This window comes from Arthrobacter sp. efr-133-R2A-120 (genome assembly GCF_030209835.1).
Classification (GTDB): domain Bacteria; phylum Actinomycetota; class Actinomycetes; order Actinomycetales; family Micrococcaceae; genus Arthrobacter.
Window position 1 is genome coordinate 119,449 of the sequence record NZ_JARVRF010000015.1, and the last position, 19,505, is coordinate 138,953.

15 protein-coding genes are annotated in these 19,505 nt (G+C 64.0%); 9 read left to right on the forward strand and 6 right to left on the reverse strand.

From position 1 onward, the window contains the following. Nucleotides 1-133: 133 nt before the first annotated feature. Entirely contained in the window at nt 134-871 is a 738-nt protein-coding gene (locus QRN52_RS09800; RefSeq protein ID WP_284752531.1) for a hypothetical protein, read from the reverse strand. 1 nt (nt 872) lies between these two features. Here QRN52_RS09800 and QRN52_RS09805 point away from each other — a divergent pair, with 1 nt between their 5' ends. The 7 genes from QRN52_RS09805 (at nt 873) to QRN52_RS09835 (ending at nt 9,570) form a co-directional block, all read left to right on the forward strand. Then, complete coding sequence (locus tag QRN52_RS09805) at nt 873-1,106, forward strand: hypothetical protein (protein WP_284752532.1); 234 nt, start codon at nt 873-875, stop codon at nt 1,104-1,106. A gap of 536 nt (nt 1,107-1,642) precedes the next feature. Continuing rightward, a complete protein-coding gene (locus tag QRN52_RS09810; RefSeq protein WP_284752533.1) occupies nt 1,643-4,297 on the forward strand; it encodes a LuxR C-terminal-related transcriptional regulator in 2,655 nt (884 codons plus the stop codon). 122 nt (nt 4,298-4,419) lie between these two features. Further along, nucleotides 4,420-5,754, forward strand: coding sequence for an aminotransferase class V-fold PLP-dependent enzyme (locus tag QRN52_RS09815; protein ID WP_284752534.1), 1,335 nt, complete (start codon nt 4,420-4,422; stop codon nt 5,752-5,754). Beyond that, the gene (gene sufU / locus QRN52_RS09820; protein WP_284752535.1) at nt 5,751-6,263 is read left to right on the forward strand and encodes a Fe-S cluster assembly sulfur transfer protein SufU; all 513 of its coding nucleotides are present in this window, start codon (nt 5,751-5,753) and stop codon (nt 6,261-6,263) included. The genes QRN52_RS09815 and sufU overlap by 4 nt, the downstream gene beginning before the upstream one ends. A 68-nt stretch (nt 6,264-6,331) precedes the next feature. Beyond that, a complete protein-coding gene (locus tag QRN52_RS09825) occupies nt 6,332-6,469 on the forward strand; it encodes a hypothetical protein (RefSeq protein WP_284752536.1) in 138 nt (45 codons plus the stop codon). A gap of 558 nt (nt 6,470-7,027) precedes the next feature. Further along, nucleotides 7,028-8,584: a polysaccharide pyruvyl transferase family protein gene (locus tag QRN52_RS09830; RefSeq protein WP_284752537.1), complete on the forward strand. Its 1,557-nt coding sequence runs from the start codon at nt 7,028-7,030 to the stop codon at nt 8,582-8,584. Then, on the forward strand, nt 8,581-9,570 hold the full coding sequence (locus tag QRN52_RS09835) for a glycosyltransferase family 2 protein (RefSeq protein ID WP_284752538.1): 990 nt from the start codon (nt 8,581-8,583) through the stop codon (nt 9,568-9,570). The genes QRN52_RS09830 and QRN52_RS09835 overlap by 4 nt, the downstream gene beginning before the upstream one ends. A 51-nt stretch (nt 9,571-9,621) precedes the next feature. On the opposite strand, the gene nhaA is transcribed toward QRN52_RS09835, so the two are convergent. The 3 genes from nhaA to QRN52_RS09850 form a co-directional block, all read right to left on the reverse strand. Then, complete coding sequence (gene nhaA / locus QRN52_RS09840; RefSeq protein WP_284752539.1) at nt 9,622-10,929, reverse strand: Na+/H+ antiporter NhaA; 1,308 nt, start codon at nt 10,927-10,929, stop codon at nt 9,622-9,624. A 163-nt stretch (nt 10,930-11,092) separates the two neighbouring features. Beyond that, complete coding sequence (locus QRN52_RS09845; RefSeq protein ID WP_284752540.1) at nt 11,093-11,314, reverse strand: SCO4848 family membrane protein; 222 nt, start codon at nt 11,312-11,314, stop codon at nt 11,093-11,095. Between the two features lies 1 nt (nt 11,315). Beyond that, a complete protein-coding gene (locus QRN52_RS09850) occupies nt 11,316-11,813 on the reverse strand; it encodes a DUF2505 domain-containing protein (protein ID WP_284752541.1) in 498 nt (165 codons plus the stop codon). A 158-nt stretch (nt 11,814-11,971) separates the two neighbouring features. Here QRN52_RS09850 and mfd point away from each other — a divergent pair, with 158 nt between their 5' ends. Then, nucleotides 11,972-15,700 (forward strand): transcription-repair coupling factor, encoded by a 3,729-nt coding sequence (gene mfd, locus QRN52_RS09855; protein WP_284752542.1) that lies wholly within the window; start codon nt 11,972-11,974, stop codon nt 15,698-15,700. Nucleotides 15,701-15,703: 3 nt separating this feature from the next. Continuing rightward, the gene (locus QRN52_RS09860) at nt 15,704-16,510 is read left to right on the forward strand and encodes a metal-dependent hydrolase (RefSeq protein ID WP_284752543.1); all 807 of its coding nucleotides are present in this window, start codon (nt 15,704-15,706) and stop codon (nt 16,508-16,510) included. Nucleotides 16,511-16,554: 44 nt separating this feature from the next. Here the strand turns inward: QRN52_RS09860 and QRN52_RS09865 are convergent, their stop codons facing one another. After that, the gene (locus tag QRN52_RS09865; protein ID WP_284752544.1) at nt 16,555-18,999 is read right to left on the reverse strand and encodes a beta strand repeat-containing protein; all 2,445 of its coding nucleotides are present in this window, start codon (nt 18,997-18,999) and stop codon (nt 16,555-16,557) included. Next, a complete protein-coding gene (locus tag QRN52_RS09870) occupies nt 18,996-19,505 on the reverse strand; it encodes a hypothetical protein (RefSeq protein ID WP_284752545.1) in 510 nt (169 codons plus the stop codon). The genes QRN52_RS09865 and QRN52_RS09870 overlap by 4 nt, the downstream gene beginning before the upstream one ends.

The window sequence follows — 19,505 nt, forward strand, 5'->3', positions numbered from 1 at the left end:
CAATCTGGCGAAGTGAGCGGACACACGGACGCCCACGCTACACAGCCATCGCGGCTGTGTGGCGTGGGCGTCCGGCACTCCCGGAGTATGTAGTGTCCGGTTGACCCTCAGGGACCTGGGAACGCGTGTCGCGTTAGTTGGTCACTCCCGCGGTGGTGACAACAGAGAGCCACGGACCGGCGGGCACACTGGCGCGGTCAACGAAACGCCACGATACGTGGTCGTTGTCGCCGTCCAGATCAGCGAAGCCCAGGCAGCCGTTCAAGGCAGGTGACACATCCATGCCCGCACCCTGGCTCGGGTCGCCGGAGAACTGCTTGTTGGCAGGACGCGCGTTGTTCGCACCGAAGACGTAGGCGGAATCGTGGTAAAGGGAGCCGCTGGAGGGGCCGGCATCTTCGACTTGTCCGTAGCAGACGCTGCCATTGGGGCCGGTGATCTGGACCCATGCGTTTTTCATGTAGCTGTAGCTCGAGTCCGCGCAGTGGTTGACGCCCGTTTTGGCGTTGTCCGCGGCGGCCCACGGAATCACGTTGCAACGCTCGGCGAAGGCGACACTGTCATTGACGTCGTCGTAAGGCAGGTCCAGGTAGAACGGGTTCTGCAAAGGCTTGGGCTGGTGCAGCGGGAAGTACCCATTACTGGCAACGCGCTGTTCCGTGGCGCATTTGAAGCTCGTGCCGGTCCCGGAACTGACTCCGTCACAACCGCCGTAAGTGCTGCCGGGGCAACCGCTCGCGCTCGACGGAGTGGTTCCCATGTTGATGCCGGTGTGCTGCAGAGCCCACTGGCCGTTGTACGTGGAGCAGACCTGGGAGCCGTCCGAGAGGCTGGCATTGAAGATCTCGCCCACCCAGAAGGTGGTGCTCACGATGTTGGTGTGCAGCGGGTATGTTCCCGTGACGGGCAGGGGCGCTGCCGTTGGTGCGGGTGCGCCGGCGGCTGGAGCGGAAGCAGACGGTGCGGCCGGAGCGGGCGTGCTCGACGGCGTCGTGACCTTGGTAGGGGCCGGCGTCGGCGCCGGGGTGGAGGTGCGCGTTGGCGCGGATGAAGCGGAAGGCGACGAGCTCGGCCGCGAATATGAATCGCGGTCGCCGGCCTGGTAGGAGGATTTGTGTGATGACTGGACAGCGGACATGGTGGCGAACCCGCCGAAGGCAAGGACCGCCAAGGCGACTAGTGCTGTGAACAGGTGTTTCATATTTTGGGTGACATATCTGTTGGGGACATAGACATACGAGACCTGGGCAATGGGTAAGGCGATCTGCGGCCGAACGCGCCGCAGCGTCGTACACGGCCAAATGGTGTGTCACGACAGAGTGGTTACGAAAATCGGCTGCGCTTCAACTCCCCAGAAGTAGCCAGCCGGAACTTACTCTTGCGGCACCAGCTTACACAGTTAGATCACAGGGTGGTAACAGCGGATGCAAATTCGGCGAAGGAACCGGCCTGGAAACGACGCCTTGGCACTTCGCCTGGAGGCCCCGTGGAGCGGGGATATTCCGCGCTAGTAGCCCCGGAAAACCAAGTAGTTACCACTCAATTCAGGGCTGAAACCCGGAGGTAACGTTTGGAAATGACACCGGTCCGTGCCACAGCCGTCAGGAACGTGTGTCCGGCGGCCCGAAGATGAGACAGGACCATGGACGAAACCGAAGGGACCCACACCTCGCCCCCGATTATTCGGGCAGCCGAGCTCCAGGAGATTGTCATTGCCTTGTCAGGGCCGGAACCGGCCGGGATAGTCATCTCGGGACCGGGCGGCTCCGGAATGACCACCCTCTTGGACGCCGCGGCTTCAGTGCTGGGCGGGTCCTTTAGCGTAATCGCCCACAACGTCTCGGAGTCATTCGCGGACATTCCTTTTGGAATCGCCATGGCGCTTGTTCCGGACCTGCCGGCCAGGGCCAAGGTGTGGCCGGGTTCCATCGTGGCAGCTTGCCGCAAAGCAATACGTGGGGCTGCGACATCCGGATCCGCCGCCTTGCTGGTGCTGGACAACATCGATTTCCTGGATGACATGTCCCTTTGGCTCCTGAGCCAATTGCTTGTTGAACCGGACATCCGCCTGATTGCCACACACCGCTCGGACCGGCCCTTGAGGATGGAACTCATGGAGTCCGTGGTTTCACGGCAGCTTGCCGTTGTGACGCTGGATGATCTTACGGAGCAGCAGCTCCGCGAATTCCTTGATGATCGCCTCGGCGGGCGTGCTGCCCGCAGCCTGGTCCGGGACATCCATGCCCTCACCGGAGGAAACCTGCAGACCGCGAAGTTGCTGGTGGACGAAGCCGCGGCGCGTGGCGAGATCGTGGAGCAGGCTGATTCCTGGATATTGTCCGGGCCGATCCGCCTGGACGGTTCGCAAGCGCTCGAGCTGACCCGCCACCGGCTTGAGGGCTATTCCGTGCCGCAGCGGCAGGTCGTGGACATTCTGGCGGTGGGGGAGCCCATACCGCTGGCAGTCCTTGACCAACTTGTCCAAAAGCGGGCGATCGAAGCGCTGCGGGCCGACGGAACGATCCGTGTCCAGAAAGACAGCCAGGAGACGGCAACGCTCAGCCACGCCATCGAGGGAAGGCTGGCCCGGCAGCAGCTGGGAGCTGCACGGATCCTCGAACTACGCCGGAGCATCTACGCGTCGTTTTCACCCGTTGCCGATGACTCGCTCTGGACGCTGTTCCGTCGCGTGGACCTCGAACAGGCGAGTGGTTTGCCGGTGCCCGACGCCGATCTTTTGGCCGTGGCCATTGCCGCAAACGACATTCACGACAATCGGAGGGCCCGGCGGTCCGCGGAAGCGGTGCAGGCGCCGGAACTCGGGCTGGTTGCAGGTGTGGAACTGGCAAGGGCGCTCTACCAAACAAGGGATTTCTCCGGGGCGGTCAGGGTCCTGAAGGGTTTGGTGGCGAACACCCCCGACGTCCTGACTCTGGACTTCGCCCACGCGGTATGGCTCCTGCTGCATGCGCTTTTGCCGACATCGCCCGGGGCCAGTGTGCTGCAGGCGGTCCTCCAGGATGCCCGACGGCGGCTGGAGGCTGCCGCCGTCGGAATCCAGCCGGGCGGGGAGGCCCATCGTGACCATTCGGCCGTCCGGGACGAACTGGATGTTCTCCAGCTGTATCTGGATGCGCAGAACGGCACCTGGCCTTCAGCCAGCGGTGAGCTGTTCCAAAGGCTTAGCCATAGCCAATTGGTCGATCCTGGATTGCGTACGGAGCGCCATCCACCACCGCCTACCCAGGCTGGCGTGCTGTTGATGGCCCTCGTATCCCAAGGGCTGGCCGTCAGCGGACGGTTCGCGGACGCCGTCGCCCTTTCGACGCTGGCCCTCGAAGCCGTGGGGCGGCTGCCACGGTGCCCCGTGGACTTCCACTCCACGGTGCTGACCATCCACGGGTCCAATCTGATCTGGCGCGGGCAATGGGGCGGCCCCGAAATGTTCTGCGCCGGCAGTTCCAGCTACAGCAACCGGATGAGCTATTTCGGCGGCTCCGCCCACCTTTACAGGGCGCTCGTCCTCGCCAGGCAGGGGAGCCTGGAACTGGCGTGTGAACAATTCCGCCAGGCCAAGGCCCGGCTCGATGAAGCCGACCCCGACGGGCTCCTGCCACCGGCCCTCGGAGGACTTGCCGCGGCTGCGTGGTTGCTGGGCGATGTCAACCAGGTACGTCGCGCGTTGGCGGCCTACGACTCGCGGGCCAGCGGCGGGAACTATCTCGCCTCGCAGCTCGCCGAAAGCTATTCGTCCGCCGCCCGGTCAGTGCTGGTTGGCGCGGAACACTCGCACCGGAAACTGCTCCAACTTGCCGGTTCTGCCGCCAAGAAGGGACACCGGGCCCTCGAAATGTTGAATCTCGGCCTGGCTGCCCGCACAGGCAGCCGGGGATACAGGCAGCTGGGAGCGGGAGTGTCCGAACTGGTGTGGAGCGTCGAGTCCGGCATACCGTCGGGACAGGAAGCAGGACAGGAAATGGGAACAGGGCAAGTCAGCACGGGGGAATCTCAGCAAGCGTTCGACCAGGAGGAAGCGTTCGCTTTTGACGAGCCCCACCCGGTCGGTCCGGAGACCGGGTCCTCGGTCCTTCCCGGCATTGTCAAGCTTTCACAGCGTGAACGGGAAGTCACCGCCTTGGTGGCCTCCGGGCTGAGCAGTGCTGAGGTGGCTGCTCGATTGGGTATTGCGGTGAACACGGTCAACGCCCACCTGCAGCGGGTTTACGGCAAGCTCGGGGTTTCGCGCAGGCAGAAGCTCTCCGAACTGTGGGACGAGTTGGCGAAGCCGGAGGAGTAGGGTCGGCGCTCCGCGGATGAAGGCAGCGAAGCCGATTGGTGGGACAATTACTAGGTGACGCCGCCACTCCTGGCGGTCAGCCGCTGGCGATTGCCACGTAGTCCTAACAAGGAGCACCGGTTTTGACAATGGTTTCCACCCCCGCGAGGGGAGATGCCCAGGTTTCCGCACTCGATGACGATGAAGTCCGTCGCATCCGGAACGACTTCCCCGTTCTTGAGCAGGAAATCAACGGCAAACCGCTGGTCTACCTGGATTCGGGAGCCACCTCGCAGAACCCCCGGAGCGTTCTCGAGGCTGAGCAGGAATTCTATGAACAGCGGAACTCCGCCGTCCATCGCGGCGCGCACCATCTTGCGGTAGAAGCCACGGACGCCTTCGAGGAAGCGCGTGCCACCGTGGCACGTTTTGTGGGAGTGCAGGACGATGAGCTGATCTGGACCGCCAACGCCACCGCCGGGCTGAACCTCCTGGCCTATTCGTTTTCGAACGCCAGCGTGGGGCGGGCAGCCGGCGACGCCGGGCGTTTTGCCCTCAAGCCGGGCGACGAAGTGCTTGTCACCGAAATGGAACACCATGCCAACTTGATCCCCTGGCAGGAATTGTGCCGGCGGACCGGAGCAAGCCTTAAGTACATTCCCTTGGACGACGCCGGTGCGCTGCGTCTTGAGGAAGCAGCACGCCTCATGACCGCGCGCACCAGGATCCTGGCCTTCACCCACACCTCCAACGTGCTTGGCAACATCAACCCCGTGGACGTGTTGGTCCGGATGGCCCGGGAAGTGGGCGCCTTGGTGGTCCTGGACGCCTGCCAGTCCGCGCCGCACCTGCCCTTGGACTTCAAGGCCCTTGACGTGGATTTCGCGGTATTCTCCGGCCACAAAATGCTGGGGCCAACGGGTATCGGCGCGGTCTATGGCCGCAGCGAACTACTCAATGCCATGCCACCGTTCCTGACCGGTGGTTCCATGATCACTACCGTGACCATGGAGGAAGCCCACTACCTGCCCGCCCCGCAGCGTTTCGAGGCCGGAACCCAGGCTATTTCTCAGGCGGTGGCACTGGCTGCCGCAGCAAACTACCTCAGCGAAACAGGAATGCACCGGATCGCCCTTCGTGAGGCGGAGCTTGGCCAAAGGCTTGTCACAGGCCTTAGCGCTATCGACGGCGTGCGAGTGCTGGGACCCGGTCCAGGAGAAGAACGGACCGGACTTGCCGCGTTCGACGTCGCCGGAGTGCACGCGCACGACGTCGGGCAGTACCTCGATGATCTGGGCATCGCCGTCCGGGTGGGTCACCATTGTGCCCAGCCTCTGCACCGCAGGCTGGGCCTGAGCGCTTCCACCAGGGCCAGTACGTACCTGTACACCACATCCGAAGAAGTCGACCTGCTGGTCGAGGCCGTCGCGCAGATCAGGCCATACTTTGGTGTAACCGCTGCCGGAGCCACATCATGAGCGGCCTGGATTCCTTGTACCAGCAGCTGATCCTGGAGCACTCCAAGACCCGCAGCGGTGGAGACCTCGCCAAGCTTCCGGCCGCGGCAACGGGCACTCCCGGCCCGGGACAGGGCGGAACGGGACAGAGCCACCAGCTCAATCCCATTTGCGGGGACGAAATCACCCTCCGGCTGAGTCTCGGCACTGACGGTGACGGACAGGCTGTCACGGAGATCCATTGGGACGGTGACGGCTGTGCCATTTCGATGGCCTCCGCGTCCATCCTCAGTGAAATGGCACCGGGCATGTCCCCGACGTCCCTTCGCCACACGATCGATCACTTCCGGGAATTGATGCGTTCGCGCGGCAAGCTGGAAGCGGATGAGGAACTGCTGCAGGACGCTGCCGCCCTGGCCGGGGTTGCCAAGTATCCTGCCCGGGTAAAGTGCGCCATGCTCGCATGGGTTGCCGCGGAGGACGCGCTGCGCCAAGCCGAGGCGGGCCAAGGGGTGTCCCAGGCTCTCTAACGCGGGTAGCCCGAGGTCGAGTAGCGTCCACTCTATTTCGGGCTCCGGGCCGGACTTAGCCTCGAAGCATGATTACCTTGGAGAGCAGGCGCGAATGGCGCCGGAGCCAGCATCGGGTCCGCAGGGCGGAATTCGTGGTTGTGGGATTGTTGCTCGTCCTCGTCGCCGCGACAATTCTCGCCGCCGTCGCGGGACTGATGCAGTAAGGGCCGGACGCACCAACGCAGCCATGCTGCGGGGTTCACGACCGACTATATGACGTTGAAAAGCCTACGAGATGACGTTGAAAAGCCTACGAGGCAAAGAAAAGCTCGGACCCGCAAAAACCGGTCCGAGCTTTTTTGTACCGTTGGCCTAGTCACCGCATCATTTGGGTACCGCTGCGATGAGCACCGAAATCGACATGAGACCGAGAATTGCCCAAACAAAGATCAATGACCAGTTCTTCTCTTGGGCTTTCCTGTGGGCCCCATGCCACACTCGTTCCATACTATTCGCGTCCATAGCAGCAAGGTATTCCTGCCGAAACCGGCCAAACAGCGTGCCAACCACCCTACTTGAAAGACTCATTACTCCATTTGAAATATCGGCTACTCGTATCATTCCCGTCGTGGCATTTCCTGGGTGTCAGCACTCAAAACCCGGAGAATCGTCAAGGTTCGGAGTCCCCGGAGAAGAACGATAGGCTGTTTCAGCGCATCCGGAAGTGGTTGGGAGCCTAGCCACTGCAACCACTGCGTGCATGGTTATGGAAGGACCGAGCGTTGAAGATTCTTGTACAAGGCGATTTGGGCCAGGTGGCCTACCACGTCGGTGACGAGGCGATGGCAATCGCAGCGGCTGATGAACTTCGAGCCCGGTTGCAAGCCGGAATCGTCCTCCTCACCCGCGACCCGGGACAAACCGGGGAGCTTTACGGCACGGCCGCGATAGACACCTTGGTGTTCCCCTGGCCGCCGGCAGAGCGCAGCAACCACTTGGAGCTCGTCCGCCGGGCGGCTCGAGGAGACAGGACGGCCTTGCCCCCGCAAGATTCGGTGTGGCGGGTCATTGACGAAGTGAAATCGGCCGACGGCGTGCTGATCGCGGGCGGCGGCAACATGAATTCATTGTATGGATGGTTGCTCTATGAACGTGCGGCGCTGGGCCTTATAGCGAAGGAACTGGGCAAGCCGTTGGTTGTGAGCGGACAGACTTTCGGTCCCACGCTGTTACCCCAGGATCAGCAAATTCTCCATGAACTCTTGGATTACGCGGCGTTGGTGGGTGCGAGGGAGCCATCTTCCTATGCGCTGGGCTTCCAGATGGGCCTGGGTTCCGGGAAGCTCATCAGGGTCCTGGACGATGCCAGCTTCCTGGTCCCGCCCGGATCGGTAGGCGCACTGCCCGGATCGGTAGACGCACTGCCCGGATCGGTAGGCGCGGAAAATCCAGCCGGGGAAGAGTTCGAGTATCCGGCCGGCCCTTTCATTGCGGCGACCTTTGGTCCCGAATCCTGGCGGGACGGAACCCGCAGCCTTGCAAAGCTGGGAGAGGTGTTGGACCGGGCCGTGGAGCTGACCGGCCTTCCGGTCTATCTGATCCCGCACGTCGGCCCCCTGGGCCAAGATGGCCAGGGCGGTGACCACGAGTCCCATGAAACTGTACTGGCACACTCCCGGAGCGGCCGGGTTCACGTTTGCCCCGTGCTTCCGGCCCCCGCGGCCGCGGCATTGACGGTGGCATCGGAGCTAGTGCTGACAAACCGCTACCACCCTGTGGTCTTCGGCCTAGCTGCCGGCGTGCCGGTTGTTGCGCTCGCGAATGACTCCTACTCGGATGTGAGATTGCATGGAGCCATGGGCAACTGGGGTGTGCAGGACTGGGCCTTGCCGCTGAGCAGCCTCGACATCGACGGTTTCGACCTTGCGATCGCCGAAGCATGGACGAGGCGCGCGGAAATCCGCGAGCACCTCGACTCGCTGCGTCCCCAGATACACGCCGTCCACGAGAACTGGTGGGACGCCGTCGCAAGCATTTTCTCGGCGACAGGCGTCGAAGCAGCAATGGGGCTGGGGGACGTCGTGACGCTTGAATCGGACTCGGAGTGGGCCAAACAGGCCCGCGGCCAACGGGCCCAGTTCCGTGCATTGAGCGGCGGTATCGCCAGCCTCTGGACGGAGTGGGACGACGTCCGCTCGCAACGCGATCTACTGTTGCATGAACGGAATGAAGCCCTGGATGAAAAGGAACGAATCGTGCAATCACGATCATTCAGGACCGCTTCCTTGTTGCGCAAAGGTGCCAACGTGCTGCGCCGTGTTTCCGGAGGCCGTCGATGAACGCCCAGGCCCGCGTCGCCGTCGTCGTACGCACAAAAAACCGGCCGGTCCTCTTGCGCAGGGCGCTCGCGGACATCTTTGACCAGTCCTTCGAGGATGTTGCGGTGGTCGTCGTGAACGACGGCGGGAATCCTGTTCCCGTAGACGCGCTCGCCAGGACCTGGGACCACCTTCCCGCCGGCAAGCTGACGATCCTCCATCACGAGGCCAGCAAAGGCATGGAGGCCGCGTCCAACGCGGGAATCCATGCCACGGACTCGGAGTTCATCTCCATTCATGACGACGACGATCGTTGGCACAGGGACTTCTTGAAGAAGACCGTGGGCTTCCTCGAGGGGGCGCCGCAGGCCCAGGGCGTGGCCGTCCGGACGGATATCGTCTATGAGGAAATCCGTGGCGGAGTCATCGAGCAGACCGGCTCCCAGGGGTTTGAGCATGAGCTTCGGGCGATCACCTTGTCCGATATGCTTCGCAGCAACCGGGTGGTGCCGATTTCCTTCCTGTACCGCCGTTCCATCCTGGAGCGGATCGGGTGTTACAACGAAGCGCTGGACGCCGTGGGGGATTGGGAGTTCAACCTCCGTTTCCTTTCGGCGTCTCCCATCGAATTGCTGGACGGCGAGCCCCTTGCCTACTGGTGCCATCGACCATCAGAGCGCGGCGACATGGGAAACAGTGTCATCGCCGGTGCCGATGACCACCAGAAGTTCGACCGCTATGTGCGTGATGTCTACCTTCGCGAAGAGGCAGGCAAGACTGGATACGGAACCTTGCTCTATTTGGCCCAGATGCACGGCCAGCAAGAAGGTGCAATCCGTGAGTTGCGCGAGTTGGCGGAGCGGATAAATTCAAGTGTGGACGAGCTGGGCCGAAGGGTGGCGTCCTTGGAAGAAACCGTCCTGAACAGGACCAGCTTTACCGATCTTGCCAGACGTCCCGGCCGGGTGACCGGCAGGATCGTCCGGTTCTTGCGCGGCAATCGATGACGTCCGGCTTATCCTCGAACCGCCCAACGCGGGCGAACGTGACCAGGTGCATCAGGCGCGGGTAAAAACATCGGGGACGCCATCGCCGTCGGCGTCCCTTTGCTCCTCCCACGCGACGCTGCGGTAGTGCCGGTTGCGGGCTTTGAGCACGACGGCGGCAAGCACCGCCGCGGCGAGGGAACCGGCGAGGATGGCCACTTTCGCGTGGTCATCGTGCGGGGAACCGGTACCGAAGCCCAGCTCGGCGATGAGGAGGGAGACGGTGAAACCGACGCCCGCCAGCATGGCCAGCCCCGCGACGTCGATCCATGTCAGGCCGTCATCCAGCCGCGCGCGGGTGGTCTTGGTGATGAGGAATGTAGTGCCGAAGACTCCTGCCGTCTTGCCCACCACGAGGGCCAGAACGATCCCTACAGCTACCGGGTCGCTCAGGGCAGCTCCGAGTCCCTCGGCGCCGCCCAAAGCCACGCCGGCAGAGAAGAACGCGAAAACAGGTACGGCAAAGCCTGCGGAGAAAGGACGCAAGCGGTGTTCGAAACTTTCGGCGAGCCCGGCCGCAGGTTCACCCTTCTTGCCTGAGGCCACGACGGGTACGGCGAAACCGAGCAGGACCCCGGCGACGGTGGCGTGGATTCCCGAGGCGTGGACGAAGGCCCAGGTGGCCGCCGCCAAGGGGAGTAGCAGGTACCAGCTGCGAACCCGTTTCTGGACGAGGAAAGCAAAGAGGGCCAGGGGCACCGCAGCGGCCAGCAGCATGAAGGGTTCGAGGCCGTTCGAGTAGAAGAACGCGATGATGCCGATGGCAATCAAGTCATCCACCACGGCCAGGGTCAGCAGGAAGGTCCGCAACGCGGCGGGCAAATGCGTGTTGATGACTGCCAGGACAGCCAACGCGAACGCGATGTCCGTGGCCGTCGGGATAGCCCAGCCCTTGAGTGTTTCCGCGCCCGAGCCGAGGTTGATGACCACGTAGATGAGCGCGGGAAGGACCACGCCGCCCACTGCCGCCGCCACCGGGACGATTGCTTTTGCGGGCTTCCGCAGTTCCCCGGCCACGAATTCACGCTTGAGCTCCAGCCCGGCGATGAAGAAGAAAACGGCCAGGAGCCCGTCGGAGGCCCAGTGGCCAAGGCTCAATTCCAGATGCCAGGGAGCGTAGCCGATCTTCACTTCGCGCAGTGCGAAGTAGCCGTTCGGCAGGGGTGAGTTTGCCCAGACGAGCGCGGCCACCGTGGCGGCGAGCAAGAGTGCGCCGCCGACGGTTTCAGTGCGCAGAATAGCCAGGATCCGTTGGTACTCGGGGAAGCTGGAGCGGCTCAAAACCCTGGAAGGGGCAGCGCGGTGCGGACGGTTCGCCATGTGGCTCCTTGGGGAGTTTGGGGTCGACAAAACTGTTGCCGACCAGACTTCCCGGCGCACCTGTGTTCAATTTTAGCCGAGGCCCCCAACTCACTCGCATTTGTTGTCGTTATGAGCCGTCAAAACGACAACAAACGCGAGCTAGTTGGGCTCGGAAGGGGCGTTAGGTGAGCAGCCCCGTGATCCCGATGACCGCCGTCGCGAGTCCGAGCACCATGGAGATGGTGACCAACACGACGTGGACCGTGAGGAACTTCGTGGCTTTCCCGTTGGCGTCGCGGGCACGGGAGTCGGCCATGACGCGGCGCAGGAACTGTGGCCACACAATCAGTGACCACGCGCCTGCGACGATCAGCACAATCGACAGCCCGGCTGCCAGCTGCACGCTAGTGGCTTTCGAGCCAGGCCTGGGCCTGCTGGGACTGGATGTTCAAGGCCTTGCCCACCATCGGTTCGGCTGCGTCGGCGATCTTGCCGCCGAGGAATGGAACCGACGACGTGACGGCACCTTCGAGCTCGACGCGGGTGTTGCCGCCGTCGGCCACCAGGCGCTGCACTGCGGTGACATCCAGCGGTGCGCCGGAAATCTTCAGGGAGATGTGGCTGGTCCGGGAGCCGTCGGCCGTCGGGGCGTCCCATTTCTCGGTCTGGGTGACGGTGAGTTTCTCGCCCACGAATTTGCGGGCGATCTCCGGGAGGCGCGTGGTGGGCAGGGTGCGGACCGTTGTGGTGGTGAAGGGTCCGGCGACGTCGCCGTCGATCTGGAATGATTCCAGCGTGCCGCCGACATACTCGCTCGTGTGGCGCAGGAAGTCTTCGTCAATGAAAGTAGCTGCTACGCGGTCGACGCCGTAGGGCAGGGTGGTGGATGCGTTCAGGGCCATGGGGTCCTCCGTGAATATCTCGGTTGAAAGCTCTTGCGGCTCCCAAACATCCTACGGTGTGGGCGGGGTAGGCTAGGAACGCCCCGGGATTCGAGAGAATTTCGGGTTTTCGTGCTGCCTTTCCCTATCCGACTTCCCTCTTCCGAGGAGTGCCATCCATGAGCCCCAAAGGCCAACCATCAGCGGTCAACTCCGGAATCAGCCCTGCCGGCACTGTCGCATCCCTTGATGGATTGCGGCGTGCCCTGGGTGAGGACCGGACGTTCGCGCGGGTCAGGCCTGAGGCTTCGCGGGCGTTCGGCGAACGCAGCAGCGACTACCAGATCAGCGCCCCCGCAGGCTTGAGGGCCGCGCTGCTGGCGGAAATGGCCGACGGCCTCGCCTCCCGGAAGCTTGAAGACAGCGCCGTGGTGTTGGCCGTCACGGCAACGGGTCGAGAAGCCGAGGACCTCACCGAGGCCTTGGCCGCCTATCTCCCCGCGGACTCAGTGGCGGCCTTCCCCAGCTGGGAAACCCTGCCGCACGAAAGGCTCTCCCCGCGCTCGGACACCGTGGGCCGCAGGCTCTCGGTCCTTCGCCGCCTGGCCCACCCGGAGAGCTCGACGGCGGGACCCCTGCGGGTGGTCGTGGCGCCCGTTCGCGCCGTGGTCCAGCCGGTCGTGGCGGGCCTCGGAGAGCTGGTCCCCGTGACATTGAGGGTGGGGCAGGAAATGCCCTTCAGCGACGTGGTACGCCGCCTTGCCGACGCTGCCTACTCGCGCGTGGACATGGTTACCCACCGTGGTGAATTCGCCGTCAGGGGCGGTATTTTGGACGTGTTCCCACCCACCGAGGACCACCCGATCAGGGTGGAATTCTTCGGCGACGAAGTGGACCAGATGCGCTGGTTTGCGGTGGCCGACCAGCGTTCGCTCTCGGGTCCGGCCGTGCACCACCCCAGCGAGTTGCACGCCCCGCCTTGCCGGGAAATCCTCATCACGCCGGCGGTCATGTCCCGCGCCGCGAAGCTCAAGGCCGACATGCCGGCCGCCGCGGACATGTTGGAAAAGATCGCGGGCGGCATCGCCGTCGAGGGCATGGAGTCCCTGGCGCCGGTCCTGGTGGACGCCATGGTGCCTTTCGTGGACCAGTTGCCGGCAGGTTCGATCGGTGTGGTCATTGAACCTGAGAAGGTCCGCACCCGCGCGCATGACCTCGCCGCCACCAACGAGGAGTTCCTCGAAGCGGCCTGGTCCACGGCGTCCGACGGCGGGGCGGCGCCCCTCGATCTCGACTCGGTATTGGGCTCCCAAGCCGCTTCAGCGTTGCACGCGGCCAGTTTCCAATCCTTGACGGACACCCGGAGTGCGGCGCTGGCCCACGGCGTCTCCTGGTGGTCCATCACGTCGTTGGCGACCGACGAAGACCTGGTCCTCGACATCGACGTCCTGAACCTGCACGCCCGTGAACCGCGCGGATACCAGGGCGACGTCGCGGAAATGCTCGAATTCATCGGTTCCCATGTGCGGGACCAATGGCGCATCGTGGTGGCGACGGACGGCCCCGGGCCTGCCCAGCGCCTCGCAGAATTGTTCCATGATGCTGATATCCCGTGTTCCCGCGTCGACTCCCTGGCCCACGAACTCCAGGCAGGCATCATCGAGGTGACCACTGCCGCCGTCGGACGCGGTTTTGTCCTGGACGGCCTCAAACTGGGGCTCCTCACGGAAGCGGACCTCCTGGGCCGCTCGTCGGCCGGCTCCACGAAGGACATGCGGCGCATGCCCTCGAAGCGGCGCAACGCCGTCGACCCCCTCCAGCTGCACGCAGGCGACTTCGTGGTCCACGAACAGCACGGGATCGGGAAGTTCGTGGAGCTGATCCAGCGCAAGGTGGCCGGCTCATCTGCCGGTTCCTCCGGGGGAGACGCCGGTCTTCGCGAGTACCTCGTGCTCGAGTACGCGGCGTCCAAGCGCGGTGCGCCCGGCGACCGGCTTTTCGTGCCCACGGACCAGCTGGACCAGGTGACCCGCTACGTCGGTGGCGACACGCCGTCGTTGAGCAAGATGGGCGGGGCGGACTGGGCGAGCACCAAGTCCAAGGCCCGCAAGGCCGTGAAGGAAATCGCGGGCGAGCTCATCAGGCTGTACTCCGCCCGAATGGCCTCGCGAGGGCATGCCTTCGCTCCGGACACGCCATGGCAGCGGGAGCTTGAGGAAGCCTTCCCCTATGTGGAGACGCCGGACCAGCTCACCACCATCAACGAGGTCAAGGCCGACATGGAACGCGAGATCCCCATGGATCGCCTCGTCTCTGGCGACGTCGGCTACGGGAAGACCGAGATCGCCGTGCGTGCCGCATTCAAGGCGGTACAGGACGGCAAGCAGGTCGCAGTTCTGGTTCCCACCACGCTGCTCGCCCAGCAGCACTATGAAACGTTCACCGAGCGCTTCTCCGGATTCCCTTTGCGCGTCAAGCCGCTGTCACGGTTCCAAGGTGCGAAGGAAGCCAAGGAAACCATGGAGGGAGTCAAGAATGGCTCCGTGGATGTGGTCATTGGCACGCACCGCCTGCTGTCCAAGGACTTCGAGTTCAAGGATCTCGGTTTGGTGATCGTCGATGAGGAGCAGCGCTTCGGCGTGGAGCACAAGGAAGCCCTCAAAAAGATGCGCACCAACGTGGATGTCCTGGCCATGAGCGCCACTCCCATCCCGCGCACCTTGGAGATGTCCCTCACGGGCATCCGCGAAACGTCCACCCTGGCCACGCCGCCGGAGGAGCGGCACCCCGTGCTGACGTACGTCGGGCCGTTCACCAACAAGCAGACCTCCGCGGCGATCCGACGCGAACTCATGCGCGAAGGCCAGGTGTTCTTCGTCCACAACCGGGTGTCCTCGATTGAGCGCATCGCCGCCCAGATCCGGGAACTCGTCCCCGAAGCCCGCGTGGAAGTGGCGCATGGTCAGATGTCAGAGAGTCGCCTGGAAAAAATCATCGTGGACTTCTGGGAGAAGCGCTTTGACGTCCTGGTCTGCACCACCATCATTGAGACCGGCCTGGATATTTCCAACGCCAACACCCTGATTGTGGACGGCGCGGACAAGTACGGGCTTTCCCAGCTCCACCAGTTGCGCGGCCGCGTGGGCCGTGGCCGGGAACGTGCCTACGCCTACTTCCTGTACCCCTCCGAGAAGCCGCTGGGCGAAGTGGCGCTCGAACGCCTCAAGGCCGTCGCGGCCCACAACGAGCTTGGCGCGGGTATGCAGTTGGCCATGAAAGACCTCGAAATCCGCGGTGCCGGCAACCTGCTGGGCGGGGAACAGTCCGGGCACATCCAAGGAGTCGGCTTCGACCTGTACATCCGCCTGGTGGGCGAAGCCGTGGCCGAGTACCGCGGCGAGGCCGAAGAGAAGGCCGCCGACATGAAGATCGAGCTGCCAGTCAACGCCCACTTACCGCACGACTACGTGCCCGGCGAACGCCTGCGCCTCGAGGCCTATAGGAAACTGGCCGCGGCCATCACCAACGAGGCCATCGACGAGGTACTGGCCGAACTCGTGGACCGTTACGGTGAGCCGCCGCTGCCCGCGAAGAACCTGATCGCCGTCGCGCGTTTCCGGGTGGGTGCCCGCGAAGCCGGGCTGTCCGACGTCGCGCTCCAAGGCAACTTCATCCGCTTCTCGCCCGCCCAGCTGCCCGAATCCAAGGTCATGCGGCTCAACCGCATGTACCCGGGATCGCAGATCAAGCCGGCCCTCGACGCCGTGCTGCTCCCCAAGCCCAAGACGGCAAGGATCGGCGGCCGCGACCTGCAGGACGCCGAAATCCTGGAATGGGCCAACACTGTGATCGAAGCTATCTTCTTCCCGGCTTCGCCGACGTCCAGCGCTTCGCAGACCGCAGGCTAAGCGATGATGGGAGGACACCACGCCGCGTCCGGGGCTGCGGCGTGGATAGCTATCGCTTCAACCGGCCCGTACGCCTTGGGCTGGTACCCGCTGGACGCCACCGGAACCCTCATCGGGGCGATGACGACGGCGGGAACTGCTTTGGTGTGCGATTGGGACCACCGCTCAAGCACCATCGCCCACTCACTGCCGCCGTTGTCGAACGTGATCGCCGTCGGGATCGAGAAGGCCAGCGGAGGGCACCGGCAAGGAACCCATTCACTCCTGGGCGCCTCGGCCTTCGTGGTGCTCGCCGCCATGGCCGCCCAGTTCCAGCTGGATACTCCTGTGGGCCGTTTGTCCGTGGGGGCCGGGCTGTTATGCATGTTCATGATCAACCTGGCCGCAAAAGCACTGAAGCTGTTCCCGAACTCGGGGTGGCTGGTCAATTGGGTTTTTGCCCTTGCTATGGCCGGACTGGTGACCTGGTTCGCTCCGCACCAATGGAGCTGGTTGCCGCTGTCCATGCTCACCGGCGTGATAGTCCACATTGTCGGCGACATGATCACCACCGGGGGAGTGCCGCTCCTGTGGCCCATCGTCATCAAGCCGCCGAAGTTCTGGCGCAAGCTGCCCCTCGTGAGCGGAATCTGGCGGGCCAACGGCGCATTCTCCATTCCCTTGCTCGGCAAGGCCGGTTCACGGCGGGAATGGCTGGTCCTGATTCCAGTGGGTGGTTACGCGATGGTTGGATTTGGCCTAGCGGCGTGGGCATTGCTCCGAAACCAGTGGCCGGCGCTCCTGGCGCTCATGCTCGGCTTGGGTGGATGACGGTGGATTTCAGAACCTGCGGGTTCTGACGCCGGGACCCGACGTCAGAACCTTGACGTACCTGCTGATGTAAACGGCGTTGTGCCGAGTGGGTTCGCAGCCAGGTCGGACAGTCCAGACGGCGGGGTGTAGGCCGGGGTTCCGGCAACACTCGACGCTAGAGTCCCGGTTTTGTTGGTGCCGAGGACAATCGTGAGCTTGAAGAGGGTCGGATCCCACTGAACCGAGGAAACCTTCCCGTTGCCCGAGCCCTGGAACGTTGCCGTCGCGGAGCTAACATAGTTTCCGCCCAAGGCCACGGTCCCGATGTTGAGGGAGGGACATGCACTGCTGGAGACCGTCAGAGTGTCGTTGGACCCGTTGTCATGGAGGGTGACCACGACATCGCTGTTGCTGTTCAGGACCTGAGTTCCGGTGTTATTCCAACCTGGGCAGAACTTGGTCGCATCCATGCGCTCCGAATAGGTAATGGTCACCGAGTCTAAGACGTCAGCTGTGCCAACAGTGTTGCCACCGTTCGACAGTGCAACCCCTGTCACTGTAGGCGGCACGACGTCCTTCGTGCTGCTTGCCGTACCCGCGGCGCTGACATTGCCGGCGGGGTCCGTGGCTGATGCCGAGTAACTGATGGCACCGGGGTTGAGCGTGCCCAGGTTGAGTCCACTGATAGACCAGGTCCCCGAGCCCGTCGCGGTGACAGTCTGGCTGACGGTGTGAGTGGGGGTGCCGACATCCGTGACAGTCAGACTGACTAACGCTCCGGCGTCGGAGGTTCCGCTGACCGGGACACTGGCTACGTTCGCGCCGTTCACAAAGGCAGGAGCGTTGACCACCGGAGTAGCGGAAACCGTGTCTTTCGTGTTCGTCGCCGTAACGGTGGCGCTCACGTTTCCGGCCGCGTCGGTCGCTGTCACCTGGTAGGTGGCCGTGCCTTGGTTCAGCCCCGTGAGGTTGAGTGCAGTCGTGGACCATGCACCAGTGCCACTGGCCGTCACGGTTTGTTGCACCGTGTGCGCCGGACCGGGGTCCGTGACAGTCAGACTGACTGATGTGCCAGATTCGGCGGTGCCGCTGACGGGGACGTTGGCCACATTGGCGCTATTCACGAATGGTGGGACGCTGATCGACGGCAATCCGGGCGCGATCGTGTCCTTGGTTTTAGTAACCGTGGTAGTAGTCCCGGTATTGCCGGCGGCGTCCGTGGCGGTGGCCGCGTACGTGACGGCGCCCTGGTTGAGGGCTGTCAGGTTGAGCCCGGTTGTGGACCATGCGCCGGTGCCGCTGGCCGTCGCTGTTTGCGTTACCGTATGGGCGGCCCCGGCGTCGGTGACGACCAGGGTTACCGCCGCGCCAGCCTCCGCCGTGCCGTTGACTGGCACGTTCGCAACGTTGGCGCTGTTGACGTACAGCGGGGCGGAGATCGTTGGGGCGGCCGGGGCCACTGTGTCCTTGATGCTGGTGACGGTTACCGTCGAGCCGGTGTTGCCTGCAGCGTCCGTGGCTTTTGCGGCATACGTGACGGTGCCTTGGTTCAGGGAGGTCAGGTCGAGGCCGGTTGCCGTCCACGCTCCGGAGCCGCTGACTGTCACTGTACCTGCCAGCGTGTGGGCAGCACCGGGATCCGTGACTGTAAGGGTCACCGTTGATCCGGGCTCAGCTGTGCCGTTGACCGGGACAGCGGCAACGTTGGCGCTGTTCACGTACGTGGGCACGATGATCGAAGGCGCGCCGGGTGCCACCGTGTCGATCTTGATCGCAAGATTCTGGGAGGCGCAGGAGTTGCCTGCGTTGTCGGTCGCGAAATAGGACACGACATGCGTTCCGTCGCCACTGACGGTAACGGCCGCGTTGGCGGCATTCACCGTGGTCTGGCTGCCGGAATCAACGGCGTAGGTGATCGATGCGACGCCGGAGCCGCCTGCGTTGTCCTGGGCTGTCAGGTTGACGATGACAGGGCTGCTGTTGTTGAAGCCGGACGCGTTGGGCGTCGGGGAAATGGACGCAACGGAGGCCACCGGCGGTGTGCTGTCACTGCTGACGGCGTCACTGCGAGGGCTTTCAGCGCCGGTCCAGAGTGCGATGACCGGGGTGACGGTGTAGAACCATATTCCGCCGGGGACGTTGTGTTCGGCACAACTGAGGACCGTAACGGTGCCTGCGCAGGCCCCTGTCGCAGGGGTTTTGGATCCGCCGGTGGCCGCGTTGTACCGGGCCACGGTGTAGCCGGTAACGGCCCTGCCGCCCGCCGTCGTACCAGGTGTCCAGCTCACTGAGATATCGGCGCCAGTGGCAGAGGCGGATGGCTTGCTTCCAGGCATGACGGCGTCCCCGGCGGCAGCGGCGAAGTTGCTGCTGCTGATGGACTGCCAGAACGCGTAGGCCGCCGAACCGATGCCGGACACCAGGAGGATTCCGATCAGTACCCACGGCGCACGGGTCCTAAGCCAAGCGACGGTGAGGGGCATGTGGTGCAGTGGTTTAGTGCTCATTTTCGGACCGCCAACGTGACTGGAAGGTGGAACGTGGCACCCTGGCAGGCCGGCTGGGATGTTGCATCCATGCCCGCCGCCCCGGGGAGGGTGACCAACGCTGTCGAATTCGCGGGGATGGAAACGGACGGGCTGAGTGGACCGGGAGAGCCGGCGAAGGTGACGCCCGTAGTGGTGCAGGCAGGATGCGCGGTGTCGGCGGTGACGGGTCCGTCGCCCATGACGCTGTACACCTGGACCGGGTAGGGGTTCGGGTTGGTCACCCGAAGCACTACGTCGGCTGTCCCACCCGGGATCAGCATCGACGTCGGGGTGTCACCGGGAACGAGCGCGTCGACGGTCACCGTTTGCATGTCGCCGGTGGCAGCGGAGCCGCTGCCGGAGCCGTTCGTGGCCCAGTATGCAAACGCCGTCCCCGTACCGAGTGCCAGGGTGAGCGCGCCTGCCAGGAATGCGGCCTTGACGCCCCGGCCTCCGCTGATCTTCAGCCGTCCGTTGGAAGTCAT

What these genes read in the sequence shown, in the direction of transcription:
- QRN52_RS09805 (WP_284752532.1), top strand. Translation starts at nt 873, where the DNA reads ATGTTGGTGTGCAGCGGGTATGTTCCCGTGACGGGCAGGGGCGCTGCC.
- QRN52_RS09810 (WP_284752533.1), top strand. Translation starts at nt 1,643, where the DNA reads ATGGACGAAACCGAAGGGACCCACACCTCGCCCCCGATTATTCGGGCA.
- sufU (WP_284752535.1), top strand. Translation starts at nt 5,751, where the DNA reads ATGAGCGGCCTGGATTCCTTGTACCAGCAGCTGATCCTGGAGCACTCC.
- QRN52_RS09825 (WP_284752536.1), top strand. Translation starts at nt 6,332, where the DNA reads ATGATTACCTTGGAGAGCAGGCGCGAATGGCGCCGGAGCCAGCATCGG.
- QRN52_RS09835 (WP_284752538.1), top strand. Translation starts at nt 8,581, where the DNA reads ATGAACGCCCAGGCCCGCGTCGCCGTCGTCGTACGCACAAAAAACCGG.
- nhaA (WP_284752539.1), bottom strand. Translation starts at nt 10,929, where the DNA reads ATGGCGAACCGTCCGCACCGCGCTGCCCCTTCCAGGGTTTTGAGCCGC.
- QRN52_RS09850 (WP_284752541.1), bottom strand. Translation starts at nt 11,813, where the DNA reads ATGGCCCTGAACGCATCCACCACCCTGCCCTACGGCGTCGACCGCGTA.
- mfd (WP_284752542.1), top strand. Translation starts at nt 11,972, where the DNA reads ATGAGCCCCAAAGGCCAACCATCAGCGGTCAACTCCGGAATCAGCCCT.
- QRN52_RS09860 (WP_284752543.1), top strand. Translation starts at nt 15,704, where the DNA reads ATGATGGGAGGACACCACGCCGCGTCCGGGGCTGCGGCGTGGATAGCT.
- QRN52_RS09865 (WP_284752544.1), bottom strand. Translation starts at nt 18,999, where the DNA reads ATGAGCACTAAACCACTGCACCACATGCCCCTCACCGTCGCTTGGCTT.
- QRN52_RS09870 (WP_284752545.1), bottom strand. Translation starts at nt 19,505, where the DNA reads ATGACTTCCAACGGACGGCTGAAGATCAGCGGAGGCCGGGGCGTCAAG.